We start from the raw sequence: 19,438 nt of genomic DNA, 5'->3' as shown, positions 1-19,438 counted from the left end.
CTGCCTGTCTGACGCGTTCGCCCTGAAATAAGCTGCGCGCCGCCGAAATGCAATCAGACGCGCAAGGCCAGCCGCGCGGCGAGGTATGAGCAGAGCAGGATCATCAGATCCATCGGCATCCATTTCAGCATGAGGGCAGTGTCGCCAGGGCCGAAGGGGTAGGTTGCCAGCGCCAGCCCATCGAAATACCCCGTCGGCGCCACCAGCGCGATGGCGCTGAAATTATTGACCAGATGCAGCGCAATAGCCGGCCCCAGCGTGCCACAGCGCGCAGTCAGGTCAGCGGCGGCTAGGCCAAAGAGGATCGCCCAGATCACGATCAGCCACGTCGCATCGCCCATCACGCCCGGCTGATAATGCAACATCCCGAACAGCACGGCAGGCAGGCCCATCCAAATCGCTGGGTGACGGAAGCGCGCAGCTAGCTGGCTCTGGATATAGCCGCGAAAGACGACCTCCTCGGTCCCGGTCTGAATGGCGAGGCCCAGCAGTGTCAGGGGCAGCAGGGGCAGCCAGTCGGTTAAGGCGAGGCTCCGTTCCAGCGGTACGGGGTCCAGCAGGTGTAGCAGCGACGCGGCGACATAAATGCCGCTCATGTAGAGGATCACGCGCAGCCCTTGGCGCGTTGCAGGGCTGATGGCGCCGATCAGGGTGCCAAGTCTGCGTTTGTGAACCAGCGGCAGGATTACGGCCAACGCGAGGGTCAGCAGCCCGAACGCAAAGAGATTGACAAGCGCGCCGCCCGCTGTCGTGGCATTTGCGATGCCTTGGCCATCGGCCCCCCACGTTTCAGGCGGAAGCAGTGTGTTGCAAAGCCAGCCATACCCCACCGACAGGGCCAGAAACAGCGCAGTTGTCAGCACAGCACCCAGCAGCAGCCGCCACAGGGACGCCGTCGCGCGGGCAGGATCGACAAGGGGTTTATAGGCCGGATATCGCATGGCGCGACGCTACCCCCGCGCGCACGGAGGCGCAATCGCGCGCGGACACGCACGCCCCAGACTTGCACCGCGCTGGTCGCTCGCCTATTCCAGAGGCAGCAAACTTTCAGCCCAGGTTACCGCGAGGCCATCATGACCAAGTTCGACAAATCCAAACTGCCCAGCCGTTATGTCACCGAAGGCCCGTCCAGGGCGCCGCACCGCTCGTACATGTACGCCATGGGCCTGAGCGAGGAGGAGATTCACCAGCCCCTCGTCGGTGTCGCAACCTGCTGGAACGAGGCCGCGCCGTGCAACATCGCGCTGTCGCGTCAGGCCCAAGCGGTCAAAATGGGGGTAAAGGCCGCTAGCGGTACGCCGCGCGAATTTACCACCATCACCGTTACAGACGGCATCGCGATGGGCCACGAGGGGATGCGCAGCAGCCTCGCCAGCCGCGAGGCGATTGCCGACACGGTCGAGTTGACCATGCGCGGCCACGCCTATGACGCCATCGTTGGCCTAGCGGGCTGCGACAAGTCGCTGCCAGGCATGATGATGGCAATGGTGCGGCTGAACACACCATCGGTCTTTATCTACGGTGGCTCGATCCTGCCGGGCCGCGCGCCCCAGGTCCAAGAGATCCCCGAGGATTTTCGTAGCCGCGACCTGACCGTGCAGGACATGTTCGAGGCCGTTGGCCGCCATCAGAACGGCACGATGTCAGACGCGGCGCTGGACATGCTAGAGCGTGTCGCCTGCCCCAGTGCGGGCGCATGCGGTGGCCAGTTTACCGCCAACACGATGGCTTGCGTGTCCGAGGCCATCGGCCTTGCGCTGATGAACAGCTCCGGTATGCCGGCCCCCTACGAGAGCCGCGATCAGTATGGCGAGGCGTCGGGCCGCGCGGTAATGAATCTGGTCGAACAGAACATCCGCGCTCGCGATGTTGTCACGCTCAAATCTCTCCAAAACGCGGCGCGCGTCGTTGCCTGCACCGGCGGGTCGACCAATGCGGGTCTGCACCTGCCCGCGATTGCGCATGAGGCGGGCATCGATTTCTTCCTAGAGGATGTGTGCGACATTTTCCGCGACACGCCCTACTTCGTCGATCTAAAGCCGGGCGGGCAATATGTGGCCAAGGATCTCTATGACGTGGGCGGCATCCCCGTCGTGATGAAAGAACTGCGCAAGGCGGGCCTCATCCATGAGGATTGCATCACAGCCAGCGGGCGCAGCATCGGCGAAGAGCTGGACCTGATCAGTCGCGAGGCAGATGGCAAGGTGATCTACTCGATTGATGCGCCGATCACGAAAACCGGCGGTGTTGTCGGCCTCAAGGGCAATCTGGCGCCTGAAGGTGCTATTGTGAAGGTTGCGGGCATCCCCAGCCAGCACCAGACATTCACCGGCCCCGCTCGCGTGTTTGAATGCGAAGAGGACGCCTTTGAAGCGGTGCAAAACCGCGGCTATGAGGAGGGCGAGGTAATCGTCATCCGTAATGAGGGCCCCGCAGGCGGCCCCGGTATGCGCGAGATGCTGTCGACCACCGCGGCCCTGTCGGGGCAGGGCATGGGCAAGAAGGTGGCGCTGATCACCGACGGCCGTTTTTCGGGCGCGACGCGCGGTTTCTGCGTCGGCCATGTCGGCCCAGAGGCGGCGTATGGCGGGCCTATCGCGCTGCTCAAGAATGGCGACATGATCTCAATCGACGCGATCAACGGCACGATAACCGTTGACCTTACGGACGAGGAGCTGGCCGAGCGGAAAAAGGCATGGCCCGGCCCGCGCGAGACGATGTACGCGTCTGGCGCGATCTGGAAATTCGCCCAGCTGGTTGGCGCGACCTACAAGGGTGCCGTCACCCATCCGGGCGCCGAGGCCGAGCGTCACGTCTACATGGATATCTAGACCCTTGCGGTCTGTCCGATCCATGCTGCGTGCCGCGATCTGCGGCGCGTTGATCCTGCCCTTTGCTGCCTGCGTTGGCGGCGGCGGGGGTGCGGTGGGCCAGTTGTCCAAGGGCGGCAAGCCCGCCGAGGCACCGCGCGGCATCGCGTTCTTTGGCGGGGACGTGGTCGTGACTGGCCCGGCAGGCTATTGCGTCGATCCCGGCAGCGTGCAGCAGCGGCGCGATGCGGCCTTCGCGCTGCTGGCCAGTTGCAGCCATTTGGGGCGCGCCGCGGGCGATACCGTGCCGCCTGCCGTCATCACTGTGTCGGTGCTGGCCCGCGACGCCAGCGCCGCCCCGCCGACCGCCAGCCGCCTCGCCGCGCCATGGGCTAATGCGGGTGTCGCCCAAAAAATTGACGCGGGCGACATTTCGCTAATCCAGCTAGAGCGCGGCGGCGACACCCTGCTACCGGGCGGCGATCCGCGCCACTGGCGGGGCGCTATGCTGATCAACGGTCATATGGTCGGCCTGGCCGCCTATGGCGGCACCGGCAGCGGGGTGCGGGAAGGCCGCGATATACTCATTTCGACGTCCCGCGCGATGCTAAAGTCCAGCCCCCGGCGTGCCGTCACCGCGAAGCCCGCCAGTACCGCAACACCGCCACATGCTCTGAAATCCGAGTAGGAAGGATTGTTTCACAATCCAGCTTAATCCTATGGTAGCCATTGGCGGGGCAGGTTAGGGACGAACGGATGCATTCAGGGGCGATGACAGATGCAAATGCGTAGCGCGTTTATCGACTGGATCGTGCATCGGCGCGGGGTTCGTCGCTGGACCCATGCCGCCCGGCGCGCGCCCGATATGCCGCTGGCAGAGCTGCGGCAGCAACGCGGAATGGCCCGCAAGCTGCTATACTCATTGAACGAAATGACTGCGATCGCCGACAACCGTCTGGCGCTTCCGATGATCGGATCAAACGCATTTCCCAAGCCACACGGCACAGACTGGGCTTGGCGCCCTGCACTGTGGAATCTGCCGCTGGCCAGCCCCGGTATTTCGTCCGCCCCCAGTAAGTCCAAGCTGGGCGAAGAGCTGACATTGTTTCACGATTGCGCACGGTCCGAGCTGACATTGCGCCAGATTCGCAACATGCGCGAGGCGGATTTGGCCCCTTATGGGCTGCGTATGGACGTCTTTGCCTTTGATGGCTCTTTCCTGTCGGTGGTGCTGGACCTGCCACATGGCGCGGTCGACGGTTTGAAAAAACGGCACCTCGTCCGAATGTCCACCATTGTTGAGCTGGAAAAACCACTCGAAATTTTTGCACGCCTGAATATCAAACACGGCCCCAACACCGAGCAGATCGTGCGCGAGCTGCCGCTGCACGAGGACGAAATCGTCGTGGAGTTTGACCTCGCCTATTCCAATCTGAACGAAAAGAGGATCGAGCGGGCATGGGTCGACTTGATCTTTGAAAATCCCGAGATGAGCCAAGTGGTGCTGCGCGATCTGACCTTTAGCCGCCGCCCGCGCGCAGAATTTTAATGGGCCGCGTTTTGACATCCGGAAAGGCATGGACATGACCAACCTCACACTGACCAAGACCCGCCTGTTCGAGGGCATCTGGGAAGGACAACTGGTCCATGTGGGCGAGGGCAACATCCAGCCCGATATCGAGGTCACGCATCTAGAGGTAGCCCTGCCCGGTATTGAGCTGATCGAGGGCAAAGATGGCGGCACATGGGCCTTGCGCGTGCCGATTCCGTCCAGCGTCATCACCGACGGCGTGCAGACCTTTTTGATCCGTGACAAGCGGACGGATGTCGTACTGGACAGTTTCGCGCTCATGTCGGGCGACGCTCTGGGCTATGATATCCGGACCGAAGTCACACTGCTGCGCGAAGAGTTGGATATGCTCAAACGCGCGTTCCGCAGACATTGTCTGGAGACTGGCTGAGCGCCAACCCAAACGTCAGCCGTGCTCGCTCTCGTCCGCCTCGGTAAATTCATGCGCGGTCAGGCGGCGCGGCTCATGCTCGATATTGCTGGGCTTTTCGACCTTGTCGGACGTCGCGGCGACCACGCCCAATTCTTCGAACTTGCGAGCTGATGGCAGCACGCGCCCCTCCAACGATCCCAGCGCCTTGTTATAGTGGTCGACCGACTGGCCCAGCGATTTGCCCACCTTGCCCAGATGTTCGGCAAAGACGCGTAGGCGGTCGTAGATTTCCTTTGCCGTTTTCTGCACTTCTTCGGCGTTTTCGGTCATTTTGTCCTGTTGCCATCCGTAGGCGATCGCCTTGACCAGCGCCATCAGGGTGGTCGGCGTCGCGATCAGCACCTTACGCTCGAACGCGTATTCGATCAGCCCCGGATCGGCCTCGGCGGCGGCCGAGACGAACGTTTCGCCGGGGATGAACATCACCACGAAATCAGGCGTTGATCCCAGCGTGTCGTAATAGGCCTTGGACGACAAATCGTTGACATGCTTGCGCACCTGTATCGCGTGCTGCTTGATAAATTGGCCCTGCAATTCGGGTGTGTCGGCCTCTAGCGCGTCCAGATAGGCCGATAGCGGGGTTTTAGCGTCGATGACGATGCTTTTGCCGCCGGGGATATGCACAATGGCGTCAGGGCGGCGCTTGCCATCGTCAGTGTCAAAGCTCTTTTCCAGATGAAAATCGACACGCTCGGTCATGCCTGCCATCTCAAACACCTGCCGCAACTGCATCTCGCCCCAGCGCCCGCGCGTCTTGGGTGCGCGAAGGGCTTGCACGAGGCGGCGGGTTTCCTGGCCAAGGCTGGCTTGTCCCTCGGTCAGCGACAGCACCTGCTGCTTGATCGTGCCGTAGGCCTCATTTCGGGCCTTCTCGATCTCGCCCATGCGCAGGTCGAATTTGCCTAGCTTGTCGTCCAGCGGTTTTACCAGATCTTGGATCGCGGTGTGACGCCTGTTCAGATCCTCGTCGGCGGATTGCTTGTGGGTCTTGAACCGTTCGGACACCAGCGACAGAAATTTCTCGGAATTGGCCGACAGCGCGCCCGAGGCGAGCGCGTGGAAGCGGTCCTCAAGCTGCTTTTTCATATCGGCCATGTCGGCCAGCCGTAGCTCATGCGTCTCTTGCAGGCTTTCAAGGCGCTGCGCCAAGGATGCGGTTTTTACCTGCTCGTCGAGCAATTCTGCGCGCAGCGCCTCTGCGCGCGCCTCCATCGCGGTGGCACGCTCGGCCTGTGGCGCGAGCCCGGCGAGGCGTTCGCGCAGCGCGCCAGCGTCCGATTGCGCCCGTCGCGCGCGCCGCGCAGTAATGATTGCCATCAGCGCAAGGATTAGGGCGACGGCTGCAGCCCCCGCCGCGACGCCCTGCCACTGGGCCTGTGTCAGATCCAGATACTGCTCCATGCGCCTCTACCTCGTGTTCGATATTTGTTCCTAAATGGACGCAAAAGGCGCCATGTCGCAACCCGTAAATGCCGCCTAGCTGCGCCCAAATAATCGCTCTATATCGCTGAGCTTCAGCGCGACATACGTAGGGCGGCCGTGGTTGCATTGGCCCGATAGCGGCGTCGCCTCCATCTCGCGCAGTAGCGCGTTCATCTCATCGGCTTGCATCCGGCGGCCCGACCGGATGGAGCCATGGCACGACATCCGGCTGAGGATCGCGTCGATACGCGCGCGCAGCGTGTCGCTACCGCCATGATCGGTCAACTCGTCCAGCACGTCCAAGATCAGAGCGCGCGCGTCGACATTTCCCAAAACGGCTGGCGTTTCGCGCACGGCGATGGCGCCTCCGCCAAACGCCTCGATGCTTAGGCCCAGCGCGGCGAGGTCGGGCGCGGCGTCTATCAATGTGGCGCAATCAGCCTCGCTTAGGTCCACGATTTCGGGGATCAGCAGGGCCTGCGCGGCGATGCCGTGACCCGATTGCTCGCGTTTCAGCCGCTCGTAAACCAGCCTCTCATGCGCTGCGTGCTGATCGACGATGACGATGCCATCTTCGGTCTGCGCGATGATATAATTCTCGTGCACCTGCGCGCGCGCGGCGCCCAGCGGCATGTTCATCGGCACGTCAACTGGCTCTGGTTCGCTGCGGGCGCTGTAATCGCCTGCCATGTCCGCGAAGCCGGGGGCCTGCGCGGCATAGCTGGCGGCGCGGGCCTGATGTGATGGGCGGTCCATTTGGTACACCCGCGCGCCGGTCTGCTCGGGTGTGAACGCGCCCAGCGTGCCTGCCGCGACGGTCGAGGATGCGCGGTGTCCTGCCTCGGCCAATGCGTGGCGCAGGCCCGATACGATCAGCCCGCGAACCGTGCCGGGATCGCGAAAGCGCACTTCGGATTTGGCCGGATGCACATTGACGTCGACCAGCGCGCCCTCGCAATCGATAAAGAGAGCGGCGACAGGGTGTCGGTCGCGGCTGAGCACGTCCATATAGCCCGCTCGCAGGGCGCCGAGCAGCATCCTGTCGCGCACCGGGCGGCCATTAACGAATAGGAATTGGGCGACTGCCGCTCCGCGCGAATAGGTCGGAAGGCCCGCACAGCCGGTCATGCGAAAGCCGTCGCGTTCTGCGTCGATCCGCATGGAGTTATCCGCAAAATCGCGCCCGATGACGCGCGCCAACCGGGCATGGAGCGCATGAAACAGATCGCCCGTTTCCGCATCGGCGCGAAAGGTCTGCCGCCCCTCGCCGCCGCCCGACACGTCTCGCAAGGTAAAGCTGATAGACGGTTCGGCCATCGCGAGCCTTTTGATGACGTCGCCTATCGCCTGCGCTTCGGCCCGGTCGGTGCGCATGAATTTCAGCCGCGCGGGCGTCGCATGGAATAGATCGCGCAGCGTGATGACCGTGCCTCCGTTCAGCGCGGCAGGCCGGGCCGTGCCAACCTTGCCGCCCGTCACCGCAATCTCGGCCCCATCAAGCCCGGCAGCACGCGACGTGACCGTCAGCCGCCCGACCGCGCCCAAGGAGGCTAGCGCCTCGCCGCGAAAGCCGAAGCTGTGGATGTTCAGCAAATCGGTGCCGTCAATCTTGGACGTGGCGTGCCGTGCCAGCGCCAGCGGCAGATCGCCGGGCGCCATGCCGCAGCCATCATCGGTGACGCGTATCAGCGTTTTCCCACCATCCGCTATGTCGACCGAAATACGCCGCGCCCCGGCATCTATGGCGTTTTCCACCAGTTCCTTCACCGCAGATGCGGGCCGCTCGACCACTTCGCCGGCGGCAATACGATTGATCGCCGCCTCGTCCAACTGGCGAATTATGGGGCTAACTTGGCCGATATGGGGGGCGCGCTGTGTCATGCCACAAGACTTAGCATAGCGCGGTTTGATTCGACCAGCCACGCGCGCGTCGCAATTGATAGGTAAAAAACCGCGCCCGATGCGCGCGGCCTCTCTACATCTGGATCAATCTGGGCTAGCTTGGCCACAACTCAAAGGGGTCGAAGCCCCAGTAATGCGGGCAGGGCAAGCATGAGCGATTCAGGACGGCGCAAGCCACCTTTGGTGGCGGACCGGCGCAAAACCAAGACGAAAGCCAAGCCGGAGGCAAAGCCCCGCAAGACCCGCAAACGTGCGCCAGCCAAGCCGCGCGGCGGCAATATCCTGACGCGCGGTGTATTCGGCCTTTTTCGCTGGGTCTGGCGCATCATCTGGGGCGTGGGCTGGCGGCTGACGGCTGTCGTGCTGCTGCTGGTCGGCCTCGCCACTGGATATGTCTACGCCACGCTACCCGATGTCTCGGCGTTGCTGGATGGCCGCGCGCGCGGCTCCGTTACGTTGCTGGATCGCGATAGCGATGTGTTTGCCTGGCGCGGTGACCAGTTCGGCGGCGCGGTGAACGCGGGCACGGTGTCGAAACACCTGCGCAATGCTGTGATCGCGACCGAGGACAGGCGCTTTTACATGCATCCCGGGATCGACCCCATCGGCATCGCCAGCGCCGTGCGCATTAACCTTAGCGAGGGGCGCGGGCCTCTGTCGGGCCATGGCGGATCGACCCTGACCCAACAGACGGCCAAGCTGCTGTGCCTCGGAACTGAATATGTCGAGGCCGAATGGGACAGCGAGGCCGATTTTGTGGCCGATTGCCGCCGTGGATCGCTGGCCCGCAAGGGCAAAGAGGCGATCTATGCGCTGGCGATGGAGGCGAAATACTCCAAGGAAGAGATCCTCTCGGTTTATCTGAACCGCGCATATCTGGGCGGCGGTGCCTACGGCGCCGAGGCTGCTGCGCAGCGCTATTTCGGCAAGTCGGCGGCGCAGTTGAACCCGTCCGAGGGCGCGATGCTGGCGGGGCTTTTGACCGCGCCCTCCACGCTGGCCCCAACCAGCAATATTGAGCGCAGCCAGAATCGCGCATCGGTCGTGATCGGCTTGATGCGGGATCAGGGCTACCTGACCCAGACCGAGGCCGCACTGGCGCTGGCCAACCCGGCTGAGTTGTCGGAGGCCGCCGAGAGGCAGGCAGGCGGCTATTTCGCCGATTGGGTGATGTCGTCTGGGCCAGAGTTTTTCACCCGCGACACGACCGAAGACGTGATCATCCGCACCACGCTGGACCAGCGTATTCAGCGCGCCGCAGAGGCCGGCCTTGCCGCTATTTTCGACGAAAAAGTGCGCGAAGGCTCCAAGGCGCAGGCTGCCGTTGTGGTGATGAGCGCGGATGGCGCCGTACGTGCCATGGTCGGAGGCCGCCAGACCAAGGTATCGGGCGCGTTCAACCGCGCGACGCAGGCCAATCGGCAGACCGGCAGCAGCTTTAAACCGTTCGTCTATGCGACGGCGCTGGAGTTGGGATATTCCAGTCAGGACACCGTCGTTGATGAGCCTTACTGCCTGAACATCGCGGGATCGGGCCAGTGGTGCCCCAGCAATTACGACAACCGTTTTCATGGCCGCGTGACCTTGGCCAAGGCGCTGGAGAAGTCGTATAATATTCCTGCCGTCAAGGTGGCCGAAAGCGTCGGACTTGACCTTGTGCGCAAGGTCGCCAGCGATTTCGGCATCAAGAGTGATCTGGCCGCAGGCCCCGCGCTGGCGCTGGGCGCGTCCGAAAGCACGCTGCTTGAGATGACAGGCGCATTTGCGGGCATTTTGAACGGCGGCTCTTCGGTAAAGCCCTACGGTCTGGTTGAGCTTAAGCTGCTGGGACAGAATGAGGCTGTGATGGGCGCAGGCGGCGGTATCGGCGAACGGGTGATCCGCGAGGATGCGGCGAGGGAGCTGACCTGGATGATGAGCCGCGTTATCGAAAGCGGCACCGGATCGCGCGCGAAGCTGCCCGGCCGCGAGGCAGCGGGCAAAACCGGCACTACGCAGGCCGCGCGCGATGCGTGGTTCCTTGGCTTTACCGCTGATTATGTCGCGGGCGTCTGGATGGGCTATGACGACAACACACCGCTAACCGGCGTGACCGGTGGCGGCCTGCCGACCGAGATATGGCATGAGGTGATGGTGCGCGTGCATGAGGGGCTGCCCGCCACGCCCCTGCCTATGACGCAGCCGCAAGTGCGGACAGTGCAGCCAGCACCGCAGCCACAGCAGCAGGTGCAAGGACAGCCGCAGAATAATCAGGGACGGCAGGGCGATCAGGGCTGGCAAGGCAACCAACGCCGACAAGACAACCGCGAGGGACCCATCACGAATATCCTGCGCAAACTGCTGGGCGGGTAGAAGCGGGGCCTCAGCACCCTGCGGCACGGCGGGCACTTATCCACAAGGGGTGCGCCGTTGATCCCAGACAGAAAAACGCGCGGCCCTTTCGAGCCGCGCGTAAAACATCACATCTCAGAAGGCACTTACCCAGCCTGTCGCAGATCCGCAATCAGCGCATCAATGTTTCCCTGACGGCGATCCAGCATAGAGCCGATTTCGGTCCGCTCGCTCAGACGTAGGCTGATACCCTCCATCACCATGTCAAAAAACAAGTCGCGTCCAGACCGGTCCGACACGAGGAAACGCACGTCAAAGGGCGCCTCTCCGCGTAGGTTCACGCGGGCCTGCACCTCATGCCAGGATTTAACCTGCCGCACGCCTGTCGCCTCAATCTGGCCGCCTTCGAATTCCCTGAACCGCTTGCCATACTTGCGCGCGAGGTAGCCACGCAATGCGTCCGTGTAGGCCGCCATCTGGGCCGGGGATGCGCGGTTTGCATCGGCGCCCAGGGTGCTGCGCGCGATCAAATCGACGTCGGCGTGCTGGCGCAGGATACCTTCGAAATCGCCGATCATCTGGCCGATCGGTTTGCCGGTCGCAATGACACGGTTGATGTCGCCTACCACCTTGTCGATCAGCGCGCGTGCGCCAGCGTCGCTCAGCGCCAGCGCGCTGTGCGGGATGGCAGCGACGACAGCAGCGCCCATCCCGGTGGCGATAAGGTGACGGCGTGTGATATTATTGATCATATGGGTCCTCAAAATCTGCGCTGACACCGGGGGCTGCACTAGGGCCTGCCGCGCCGGTGGTGGTATCATAAGGGTCCAGATAGGTCTCGCTGCTGCGATTGCCCACCTTGTAGCGTCGATTCTGAAGATAAAGTGAACGGGTGGCCGCGTAGCTATCAGCGCTGTCGTAGAGCACCGAGTCGATCGAATCGGCGTAGCGCCCGCGCGCCGTCAGACCGCGCGAGACGCGCGTGCCGGCCACGTAATAGCTCTCGGGATCTTCGATCACATAGGTCAGCGGATTGGTGAATAGGTCCACCACACGCCCGGCAGCCGCGCGGCTGGTGTTCGGCCCGATCACGGGCAACACGATATACGGGCCCTCATGCACGCCCCAAGTGTAGAGCGTCTGACCAAAATCGGCGCTTGTCGCAGGAGGCATGTTCAGATCGGTGGCAACGTCGATCAGACCGCCCAAACCTAACGTCGAGTTCACCAGAAAGCGGTAGAAATCTGAGGTCAGACCGACGCCATTACCCTGCATTGCGCTATTCACCATCGCGCCCGGCAGCGACAGATTGATAGAAAAATTGCTGACGACGGTTTCGACGTCATCGGGCACGAAGGCGCTGTAGCCTTTGGCGATCGGGCGCAGAACGGCGCGGTCGATCTTCTTGTTTCGCTCATGATTGAGGCGGTTCGATTGCTCGTAGGGATCATAAGGCGCGCCGCGTGTGACGGCAGGATCAGGCTGATGGCCGCAGGCGGCCAGCAGGGCAAACAAAACAGCGCAAATGGCGGCGCGAGGTGCAAGAGGGCTAGGAATACGTGTCACCGGATCACTTTCAGGCCAAGAATCAGAAAAAGTATCTGCAAGAGCATTTCACGGGGATCTAACGGATGCCGCCGCCTCCGGCACGTGGCATCCCGCCGAATGGCAAAGATGCGTTGCACAAATGCGACTAGAAAGCGGGCAGTGCGGCAGCCATCTATCCCCTCAAGGAACCTGAATTACAGTTTTTCGCGTCCTGTGGCAAGTGGCGCGCCCGCCGCGAATGGCCCCCGTGCTGCGCGCCTTTTGCCGTTTCAATCCGGTTGCGCAGGCGTTAGCGTTCTGCAGGATTGACCAGCGCAAAAGGATGACAGTCACATGGGAAAATTTGAAACAAAACTGGCCGAGATGGGGGTAACCTTGCCGGATGCACCTGCCCCGGCGGCTAATTATGTGCCTTACGTTCAGGTGGGCGATATCCTGTATGTTTCGGGCCAAATCTCGCGCGACGAAAGCGGTCTTATTACCGGCAAGCTGGGTGATGACACAGATACCGCTGCCGGCGCCAAAGCTGCGCGCAGCTGCGCGATAGCGCTATTGGCGCAGGTCAAAGCGGCGTGCGGCGGCGATCTGGACCGGATGGTGCGTGTCATCAAATTGGGCGGTTTCGTTAATTCGACCCCCGATTTCACTGAGCAGCCTCAGGTCATCAACGGCGCGTCCGATTTTCTGGGTGAGGCGCTGGGCGACGCGGGCAAACATGCGCGCGCGGCAGTATCTGCGGCCTCATTGCCGCTGGGCGTTGCGGTCGAAATCGAAGGCATATTCCAGATCGCATGATGCGGCTGGACAGGGCATTTCTGCGCCTGCCATTAGCGCACCGCGCCCTTCACAATAGGGCCGCGGGGCGGCAAGAGAACTCGCGCGCGGCGATAAGCGCAGCGATTGCGGCGGGCTACGGTATCGAGATCGACGTGCAGATGTCGTCCGATGACGTGGCAATGGTATTTCATGACGATAATCTGGATCGGCTGACCGATGCCGCAGGCCCCGTCCGCGCGCGTAGCGCGGCGGGACTAGCTAGTGTCCTGCTCAACGGTACAGACGAAGGCATACCAACGCTGGCCGAGGTGCTCGTGCTGGTTGCCGGCCGCGTGCCACTGCTGATCGAGGTCAAGGACCAGCATGGCCAGATGGGCGAGACGGACGGCATCCTAGAGAGCGCGGTAGCGCGCGATCTGGCAGAGTATGCGGGGCCGGCTGGCCTCATGTCGTTCAACCCCCATTCGGTGATCCGTCTGGCTACGTTGGCCCCGGATGTGCCACGCGGGATCGTCACTTGCGCCTATACGGCACATGACTGCCCCGAATTGCCTGCCTCCGTGCGCGATCGCCTTCGCGTCATTCCGGATATGGAGGCGGCAAAGGCGAGTTTTATCAGCCACCAATGGGATGATCTGGACCGCCCCCGCGTCGCCGAACTGAAGGGCGCAGGGATAGACATCCTTTGCTGGACGATCCGGTCGCCGGGGGAGGCCACCATTGCAAGGCGCGTGGCGGGCAATATCACGTTCGAGGGCTATCTGCCCGGTCTGCCCGCTTGAATTGGCCCACTTAGGGCACAGGTTAGATGCTGGCAGCGAGACGGGCGAGGCATGACCGACAAGAGTGAAATTACAATCCGCGCGCACGCAAGCCTAAGCGGGATCGCGCCTGCCGATTGGGATGCCTGCGCCTGCCCCGAGGCGGCAGAAGGCGCCCGGCCCGAAGATCCCTTTACCACTTACAGGTTTCTTAAGGCGCTGGAGGATAGCGGATCTGTCGGCCCTGGCACTGGTTGGCAGGCGCAATACCTGACGGCTGAGCAGGATGGGCAGATTATTGCCTGCGCGCCGCTTTATGCCAAGTCGCATAGTCAGGGCGAGTATGTGTTCGACCACGGCTGGGCGGATGCCTACAGCCGCGCGGGCGGGCGGTATTACCCGAAATTACAAATGGCCGTGCCGTTCACGCCGGTCACTGGGCGGCGATTTCTGACCCGTCCGGGGCATGAGGATACCGGCCGCGCCGCATTGGTGCAGGGCGCCGTGCAGATCGCCGAGGGCAATGCCGTGTCGTCAGTGCATGTCACGTTCTGTACTAGGGACGAGGCCATAGCGGGCGCTGCGATGGGCTTGATGCGGCGCACTGGCCAGCAGTTTCACTGGATCGATGGCGGATATCGAGATTTCGACGGCTTCCTCACCGCGCTCAGCGCGCGCAAGCGCAAGAACATCCGCAAGGAGCGGCGCATCGCGCAAGATTTTGGCGGAGATATTGTGCAGCTAAGTGGGTCTGATATTCAGCCCGAGCATTGGAATGCCGTCTGGGAGTTCTACCAAGATACCGGCGCACGCAAATGGGGCACGCCTTATCTGACACGGCAGTTCTTTGAGATCGCGCACGATACGTTGCGCGATGATATGCTGCTAATCCTAGCCATGGATGGCGGCACGCCTGTTGCAGGCGCGGTGAACTTCATCGGCGCCTCGGCGTTATATGGCCGCTACTGGGGCTGCACCTACGACCACCCGTGCCTTCATTTTGAGCTGTGTTATTATCAGGCTATCGACTACGCGCTGGCCCATGGCCTTGGCCGCGTCGAGGCCGGCGCGCAGGGCGAACATAAGCTGGCGCGCGGCTATCTGCCGGTGGCGACCCATTCGCTGCATTGGGTGCGCGACGCAGGATTTGCCGATGCGGTCGCGCAGTATCTGCGGGCCGAGGGTGCAGCAGTTGAGGAAGATATCGAAGTTTTGACGTCCTACGGGCCGTTCAGGAAAATACCGAAGGAGGACCACGAATGAGCGAGAAACTGAGTGACACCGCGCGCACAACGATGATTGATCCGCTGCTCAAAGACGGATGGGCCATGGTGGATGGCCGCGATGCCATCATCAAGGAGTTCAAATTCGCGGATTTCGTCGACGCGCTAGGCTGGATGGTGCGCGCGGGCGTCTGGGCGGAAAAGTGGAACCACCACCCTGAATGGACCAACGTCTATAACAAGGTCACTGTGACGCTGACGACGCATGACGTCGATGGCCTCAGCGCACTGGATGCCAAGCTGGCACGCAAGATGGATATTCTGGCGGATTAATCCCTGCCCAAATGCAAAGCGGCCCGGATATTCACCGGGCCGCTTATTGCTACGAAGCAAAGGCGAAGAGCCCCTCTTGCTTTGACGTATTCCCGGCGCGAGGGCGCGGGGAAAACGGCCTACATTTCAGCCAGAAGGCCCTCACCAGCGGACACGTCACACAGGCCGGGGTTTTCTTCCTCATGCAGCAAAGTGATGGTGCCGTCCTCGACGACCATCGCATAGCGCTTGGACCGGTCGATAAGGCCAACGGTAGGATTGCTGAATTCCATGCCCATCGCCTTGGTGAAGTCCGACACCGGATCGCCTAGCATGGTGATGCCTGCGGCCGTCGCCCCGGTGATTTCGCCCCATGCACCGGTGACAAAGGGATCGTTGACCGAAATACACATGATCTCGTCCACGCCTTTGGCGTCGAACTGATCCTTGGTGCGTACGAAGCTGGGCACATGCGCATTGTGGCAAACGCCTGTGAACGCGCCCGGTACGGCGAATATGACGACCTTGCGGCCTTTCGTACGCGCGGCCAGATCGACGGCTTCGGGGCCGTCGGCGCCGAGATGCGTCAGGCTGGCAGAGGGAAGTTTGTCGCCGACTGAAATGCTCATGATGAAGTCCTTGTCTGATGTTTGCGCTGATCTAACAAACCGATATAGGCTGCGCGGCGTCGAGGCCATTTAAAAGATCGGAAACGGACTATGCCGGATATCGTCGTGATCGGAGCAGGGCAGGCGGGATCGTCGCTTGTGGCGCGTCTGCGCAAGGACGGCCACGTGGGTCGCATCACCCTGATCGGCGAGGAGTCGGCACCGCCCTATCAGCGCCCGCCACTGTCCAAGGCATACCTCTTGGGCGATTTGGAACTGGAGCGGCTCTATCTGCGCCCGTACCATTTTTATGGTGATATCGACGTCGATCTGCGGCTCGGTAGGCGAGTCGATGCCATCGACCGGGCGGCGCAGGTGGTGCGCATGGGCGGCGAGACACTGCATTACGATGCGCTGGTGCTGACCACCGGATCGACGCCGCGCCGCCTACCTGCCGCGATCGGCGGCGCGCTGGAGGGCGTGCACGTTGTCCGCGATCTGGCGGATGTCGATGCGATGGAGCCGCGCTTTGTCCAAGGGGCGAAGGTGCTGATCGTCGGCGGCGGCTATATCGGGCTGGAGGCGGCGGCTGTCGCGGCAAAGAAGGGCCTGAGCGTTACGTTGGTCGAGATGTCGGACCGTATTTTGCAACGTGTCGCCGCGCCCGAGACGTCTGATTTTTTCCGCGCGCTGCATACCGAACATGGCGTCGACATTCGCGAGGGTGTGGGGCTGGACCGCCTCTTGGGTGAGGGCCATGTCACCGGCGCGCGCCTCAGCGATGGTAGCGAACTGGCCGCTGATTTCGTCATCGTCGGCGTGGGCATCGCGCCCGGCACCGCCTTGGCCGAGGCGGCGGGGTTGGACATCGACAACGGCATCGCCGTCGACGCGCTGGGCCGCACCAGCGATCCGGCGATCTGGGCGGCGGGCGACTGCGCATCGTTCCCGTACAACGGCGGGCGCCTGCGGCTAGAGAGCGTGCCGAACGCCATCGACATGGCGGAATGCGTCGCGTGCAACCTTATGGGGGCGGGGACCGAGTATGTGCCGCAACCGTGGTTCTGGTCCGACCAGTATGACGTCAAGTTACAGATTGCCGGGCTGAATATTGGGTATGATCGCGTCGTGACACGCCCCTCGGCAGGCGCGCACTCTGCCTCGTTCTGGTACTACTCTGGGGACACGCTGCTGGCCGTCGACGCAATGAACGATCCGCGGGCTTACATGGTGGGCAAGCGTCTGATCGAGGCGGGCAAATCGCCCTCGGCAGAGGCGGTCTCTGACTCCGCGACCGAACTGAAATCGCTGCTGGCGTGAGGATTATCGCCGGGGATGCGCGTGGTCGCCGTTTGGCAGACGTGGGCAAGGGGGACGCAAACGCACAGTTGCGCCCGACATCTGACCGCGTTCGCGAAAGTCTGTTCAACATCCTAAACAGCATGGACGTGCTAGGCGGCACGGAGGTGCTCGACCTCTTTGCCGGAACGGGTGCGCTGGGCCTGGAGGCGTTGTCGCGCGGTGCGGCATCTGCGCGGTTTGTCGAAAACGGACGCGCCGCGCTGGCGCTGCTGGACCGGAACATCGAATTGGTCGGCGTAGGGGATCGCGCGAAAGTGCTGCGTCAGGACGCGACTCGATTGGGCGCTGTGCAGGGCGTCCCCGCAACACTGGTGTTTCTGGACCCGCCTTATGGGCGCGCCCTAGGCGAGGCAGCACTGGGCGCCGCAGTCTCAGGTGGTTGGCTGGCTAAGGCAGCCGTGATCGTCTGGGAGGAAAGCGCAGCCGTGATCCCGCCGCCCGGTTGCGCACAACTAGATCGCCGCCGCTATGGCGATACGCAGATCACGCTGCTGAAATGGAGCGGCTGACCTTAACTCTATGCACCGTCAGTCGCCCAATCTACGCCCTTGAAGGAGCGAAAACGGATAGGATTTATCACCTCGTTGCCAGGCAAAGCCGTCTTCTGTGCGCAGGACGGTGTAGGCAATCCAGCCAACCGTCTCCCAAAAGCTGTCATATTCGCCGGTTTCGGGATTAACGCGCCACTTGCCTGTCAATGTGTCGCCTTTACTCGGTGCATAGATCGTAACGCCATCTGGGCTAAAATATGACCTATAACTCTTGCCCTCCCACTGCCCCTCGGCTGTGTTCCCGGTCAACAGGCTCTCGACCTCAGATGCGCTCAGCGCGGTGTCTTGGGCGATGGATATTCCACCAGATACGCTCAGCAGCAGGGCGGCAGTGATGGCAGTGAATGTACGGCGATACATGACGTTCTGTCCTCGAATAGTCTGGTCGCGGGCGGCAGCACCCGGCTCAGCGTGTCTTAACTTAGCGCAATTACGACGTTTTTCAAATACTGCGCGGAACGAGCGGCTGAACCCAAGTCGCGCGAAAATCATTGACGTTAGTCAAGGTTGGACCGGTCACTACCTGCGCCCCGAGCGCGCGAAAAAAGGTGTGCGCATCGTTGCGCTCCAGCGCGGCAATGGGATCAAGGCCTAGTGCGCTGGCATCGCGCAAGGTGTCTGGCCCGATGATTGCGCCCGCCACCTCGGCGGCGCCGTCGACGCCGTCGGTGTCGCAGGCGATTGCGTGAATGCCGGGCACGCTATCCAGCGCGATCGCCAGCGCCAGAGCGTACTCGGCGTTCGGCCCGCCGATACCCGCGCCGCGCCGCGTGACGGTCAACTCACCGCCAGACAGCAAGACAAGTGGCGCGTCACCCGGCGCCATGGCGCTCTGTGCTGCAAGCGCGTCCTTAGCGTGAAGGGCAGCCACATCCCGCGCCTCGCCCTCTAACGCGTCACCAATGATGCGCGGCACGCATCCCGCATCGCGGGCCAGGTCGGCTGCAGCGGCCAGCGAGTGTGACGGCGCGGCATAGATCTGAGTCTGCACGCGCGCAAGGCGTGCATCGCCCGGGGGTACAACGCCGCTGGCCCCATTGAGGACGGCACGCACCGATGGCGGCACATCAATGGCGTAGCGTTCGAGTATCGCCAGTGCGGCGCCGGGCGTGTCTGCATCGCCCACCGTCGGGCCCGACCCGATCATTGCCGGATCGTCGCCCGGCACATCCGAGATCAGTAGCGCAAGCATTCTCGCGGGGTAGGCGGCTGCGGCCAGCTGCCCGCCTTTGACGCTGCTCAGATGCTTGCGCACCGCGTTCATCTGTCCGATAGGCGCGCCGGAGGCCAGCAGCGCCTGATTGATCGCCTGCTTTTCTGCCAATGTGATGTCGCCAGCAGGCTGCACCAACAACGATGACGCCCCGCCCGAGATTAGCGCGAGGACGAAATCATTTGGCCCAAGGCCGCGCAGAATATCCAGCATCCTTCTGGTCGCCCGCATTCCCGCATCGTCGGGGACTGGGTGCGCGGCCTCCACGATCTGGACCCCCGCGCAGGGCCGGGCATGGCCATATCGGGTGAGCACCAGCCCCTCGCAAGGCCCCCATTCGGCCTCTACAGCCTCGGCCATGCGCGCCGATGCCTTGCCTGCGCCAATAACGATTATGCGTCCCTCAGGCCGAGGCGGCAGATGGGCGGCAAGGCTCTGCGCAGGGTCGGCCACGGCGACGGCGCGGTCGAAAAGGCGGCGCAGCAGCGCCTTGGGGTTATCGGTCAAAACGGAGCCTCACTAGCGGGTCATTTCGCGTCATGTTAGCGGCCGCACAGCGCGGAACAAGCCATTTCACAAGGGGGCAGCGGTGCCTACCACCATTGACAATTGCCA

Annotated in this window: 19 protein-coding genes; 11 read left to right on the top strand and 8 right to left on the bottom strand. The window is 62.7% G+C overall.

The window, feature by feature from the left end; translation table 11 throughout:
* Window positions 1-53 precede the first annotated feature (53 nt).
* Complete coding sequence (locus MK6180000_RS15375) at window positions 54-941, bottom strand: CPBP family intramembrane glutamic endopeptidase (protein ID WP_138935524.1); 888 nt, start codon at window positions 939-941, stop codon at window positions 54-56.
* Between the two features lie 132 nt (window positions 942-1,073).
* On the opposite strand from MK6180000_RS15375, the gene ilvD reads away from it, so the two are divergent.
* The 4 genes from ilvD to MK6180000_RS15355 all read left to right on the top strand — a co-directional run bounded on the left by ilvD (window position 1,074) and on the right by MK6180000_RS15355 (window position 4,771).
* The gene (ilvD, locus tag MK6180000_RS15370; protein ID WP_138935523.1) at window positions 1,074-2,831 is read left to right on the top strand and encodes a dihydroxy-acid dehydratase; all 1,758 of its coding nucleotides are present in this window, start codon (window positions 1,074-1,076) and stop codon (window positions 2,829-2,831) included.
* Between the two features lie 4 nt (window positions 2,832-2,835).
* Window positions 2,836-3,498: a hypothetical protein gene (locus tag MK6180000_RS15365; protein WP_138935522.1), complete on the top strand. Its 663-nt coding sequence runs from the start codon at window positions 2,836-2,838 to the stop codon at window positions 3,496-3,498.
* 90 nt (window positions 3,499-3,588) lie between these two features.
* The gene (locus tag MK6180000_RS15360) at window positions 3,589-4,359 is read left to right on the top strand and encodes a DUF6478 family protein (protein WP_171054650.1); all 771 of its coding nucleotides are present in this window, start codon (window positions 3,589-3,591) and stop codon (window positions 4,357-4,359) included.
* 34 nt (window positions 4,360-4,393) lie between these two features.
* Window positions 4,394-4,771 (top strand): hypothetical protein, encoded by a 378-nt coding sequence (locus tag MK6180000_RS15355; protein WP_138935521.1) that lies wholly within the window; start codon window positions 4,394-4,396, stop codon window positions 4,769-4,771.
* A gap of 15 nt (window positions 4,772-4,786) precedes the next feature.
* On the opposite strand, the gene MK6180000_RS15350 is transcribed toward MK6180000_RS15355, so the two are convergent.
* On the bottom strand, window positions 4,787-6,214 hold the full coding sequence (locus tag MK6180000_RS15350; protein WP_246040543.1) for a DNA recombination protein RmuC: 1,428 nt from the start codon (window positions 6,212-6,214) through the stop codon (window positions 4,787-4,789).
* 75 nt (window positions 6,215-6,289) lie between these two features.
* A complete protein-coding gene (mutL, locus tag MK6180000_RS15345) occupies window positions 6,290-8,116 on the bottom strand; it encodes a DNA mismatch repair endonuclease MutL (protein ID WP_138935520.1) in 1,827 nt (608 codons plus the stop codon).
* Between the two features lie 171 nt (window positions 8,117-8,287).
* On the opposite strand from mutL, the gene MK6180000_RS15340 reads away from it, so the two are divergent.
* Window positions 8,288-10,489 (top strand): transglycosylase domain-containing protein, encoded by a 2,202-nt coding sequence (locus MK6180000_RS15340; RefSeq protein ID WP_138935519.1) that lies wholly within the window; start codon window positions 8,288-8,290, stop codon window positions 10,487-10,489.
* A 125-nt stretch (window positions 10,490-10,614) separates the two neighbouring features.
* Here MK6180000_RS15340 and MK6180000_RS15335 read toward each other — a convergent pair whose 3' ends face one another.
* On the bottom strand, window positions 10,615-11,220 hold the full coding sequence (locus tag MK6180000_RS15335; RefSeq protein ID WP_138935518.1) for an MlaC/ttg2D family ABC transporter substrate-binding protein: 606 nt from the start codon (window positions 11,218-11,220) through the stop codon (window positions 10,615-10,617).
* Window positions 11,210-12,034, bottom strand: a complete 825-nt coding sequence (locus MK6180000_RS15330) for an MlaA family lipoprotein (RefSeq protein WP_246040542.1) — start codon at window positions 12,032-12,034, stop codon at window positions 11,210-11,212. Before MK6180000_RS15330 ends, MK6180000_RS15335 begins: the two co-directional genes overlap by 11 nt.
* A 315-nt stretch (window positions 12,035-12,349) precedes the next feature.
* On the opposite strand from MK6180000_RS15330, the gene MK6180000_RS15325 reads away from it, so the two are divergent.
* Genes MK6180000_RS15325 through MK6180000_RS15310 form a run of 4 tightly spaced genes read left to right on the top strand, consistent with a single transcriptional unit; the run spans window position 12,350 to window position 15,110 of the window.
* On the top strand, window positions 12,350-12,811 hold the full coding sequence (locus MK6180000_RS15325; RefSeq protein WP_138935517.1) for a RidA family protein: 462 nt from the start codon (window positions 12,350-12,352) through the stop codon (window positions 12,809-12,811).
* Window positions 12,808-13,575: a glycerophosphodiester phosphodiesterase family protein gene (locus MK6180000_RS15320; protein WP_425466848.1), complete on the top strand. Its 768-nt coding sequence runs from the start codon at window positions 12,808-12,810 to the stop codon at window positions 13,573-13,575. The genes MK6180000_RS15325 and MK6180000_RS15320 overlap by 4 nt, the downstream gene beginning before the upstream one ends.
* Before the next feature lie 51 nt (window positions 13,576-13,626).
* The gene (locus tag MK6180000_RS15315; RefSeq protein WP_138935516.1) at window positions 13,627-14,817 is read left to right on the top strand and encodes a GNAT family N-acetyltransferase; all 1,191 of its coding nucleotides are present in this window, start codon (window positions 13,627-13,629) and stop codon (window positions 14,815-14,817) included.
* On the top strand, window positions 14,814-15,110 hold the full coding sequence (locus MK6180000_RS15310; protein ID WP_138935515.1) for a 4a-hydroxytetrahydrobiopterin dehydratase: 297 nt from the start codon (window positions 14,814-14,816) through the stop codon (window positions 15,108-15,110). Before MK6180000_RS15315 ends, MK6180000_RS15310 begins: the two co-directional genes overlap by 4 nt.
* Before the next feature lie 119 nt (window positions 15,111-15,229).
* Here the strand turns inward: MK6180000_RS15310 and MK6180000_RS15305 are convergent, their stop codons facing one another.
* Window positions 15,230-15,718 (bottom strand): peroxiredoxin, encoded by a 489-nt coding sequence (locus MK6180000_RS15305; protein ID WP_138935514.1) that lies wholly within the window; start codon window positions 15,716-15,718, stop codon window positions 15,230-15,232.
* Between the two features lie 90 nt (window positions 15,719-15,808).
* Here MK6180000_RS15305 and MK6180000_RS15300 point away from each other — a divergent pair, with 90 nt between their 5' ends.
* Window positions 15,809-17,017, top strand: coding sequence for an NAD(P)/FAD-dependent oxidoreductase (locus MK6180000_RS15300; protein ID WP_138935513.1), 1,209 nt, complete (start codon window positions 15,809-15,811; stop codon window positions 17,015-17,017).
* Window positions 17,014-17,568 carry a 16S rRNA (guanine(966)-N(2))-methyltransferase RsmD gene (rsmD, locus tag MK6180000_RS15295; protein WP_138935512.1) on the top strand — a complete coding sequence of 185 codons (555 nt, stop codon included), beginning with the start codon at window positions 17,014-17,016 and terminating at the stop codon, window positions 17,566-17,568. The genes MK6180000_RS15300 and rsmD overlap by 4 nt, the downstream gene beginning before the upstream one ends.
* 18 nt (window positions 17,569-17,586) lie before the next feature.
* Here rsmD and MK6180000_RS15290 read toward each other — a convergent pair whose 3' ends face one another.
* A complete protein-coding gene (locus tag MK6180000_RS15290; RefSeq protein WP_138935511.1) occupies window positions 17,587-17,970 on the bottom strand; it encodes a hypothetical protein in 384 nt (127 codons plus the stop codon).
* 82 nt (window positions 17,971-18,052) lie between these two features.
* Window positions 18,053-19,330: a glycerate kinase type-2 family protein gene (locus tag MK6180000_RS15285; protein WP_138935510.1), complete on the bottom strand. Its 1,278-nt coding sequence runs from the start codon at window positions 19,328-19,330 to the stop codon at window positions 18,053-18,055.
* Window positions 19,331-19,438: the final 108 nt, after the last annotated feature.

The organism is Roseovarius arcticus (assembly GCF_006125015.1).
GTDB classification, from domain to species: domain Bacteria; phylum Pseudomonadota; class Alphaproteobacteria; order Rhodobacterales; family Rhodobacteraceae; genus Roseovarius; species Roseovarius arcticus.
This window is presented reverse-complemented; position numbering and strand designations above follow the sequence as displayed.

Bases quoted from the DNA above. Each gene is read 5' to 3' on its own strand.
- ilvD (WP_138935523.1), top strand. From the start codon at position 1,074: ATGACCAAGTTCGACAAATCCAAACTGCCCAGCCGTTATGTCACCGAA.
- MK6180000_RS15315 (WP_138935516.1), top strand. From the start codon at position 13,627: ATGACCGACAAGAGTGAAATTACAATCCGCGCGCACGCAAGCCTAAGC.
- MK6180000_RS15335 (WP_138935518.1), bottom strand. From the start codon at position 11,220: ATGATCAATAATATCACACGCCGTCACCTTATCGCCACCGGGATGGGC.
- MK6180000_RS15350 (WP_246040543.1), bottom strand. From the start codon at position 6,214: ATGGAGCAGTATCTGGATCTGACACAGGCCCAGTGGCAGGGCGTCGCG.
- MK6180000_RS15300 (WP_138935513.1), top strand. From the start codon at position 15,809: ATGCCGGATATCGTCGTGATCGGAGCAGGGCAGGCGGGATCGTCGCTT.
- mutL (WP_138935520.1), bottom strand. From the start codon at position 8,116: ATGACACAGCGCGCCCCCCATATCGGCCAAGTTAGCCCCATAATTCGC.
- MK6180000_RS15355 (WP_138935521.1), top strand. From the start codon at position 4,394: ATGACCAACCTCACACTGACCAAGACCCGCCTGTTCGAGGGCATCTGG.
- MK6180000_RS15320 (WP_425466848.1), top strand. From the start codon at position 12,808: ATGATGCGGCTGGACAGGGCATTTCTGCGCCTGCCATTAGCGCACCGC.
- MK6180000_RS15375 (WP_138935524.1), bottom strand. From the start codon at position 941: ATGCGATATCCGGCCTATAAACCCCTTGTCGATCCTGCCCGCGCGACG.
- MK6180000_RS15325 (WP_138935517.1), top strand. From the start codon at position 12,350: ATGGGAAAATTTGAAACAAAACTGGCCGAGATGGGGGTAACCTTGCCG.
- MK6180000_RS15360 (WP_171054650.1), top strand. From the start codon at position 3,589: ATGCAAATGCGTAGCGCGTTTATCGACTGGATCGTGCATCGGCGCGGG.
- MK6180000_RS15340 (WP_138935519.1), top strand. From the start codon at position 8,288: ATGAGCGATTCAGGACGGCGCAAGCCACCTTTGGTGGCGGACCGGCGC.
- MK6180000_RS15290 (WP_138935511.1), bottom strand. From the start codon at position 17,970: ATGTATCGCCGTACATTCACTGCCATCACTGCCGCCCTGCTGCTGAGC.
- MK6180000_RS15310 (WP_138935515.1), top strand. From the start codon at position 14,814: ATGAGCGAGAAACTGAGTGACACCGCGCGCACAACGATGATTGATCCG.
- MK6180000_RS15305 (WP_138935514.1), bottom strand. From the start codon at position 15,718: ATGAGCATTTCAGTCGGCGACAAACTTCCCTCTGCCAGCCTGACGCAT.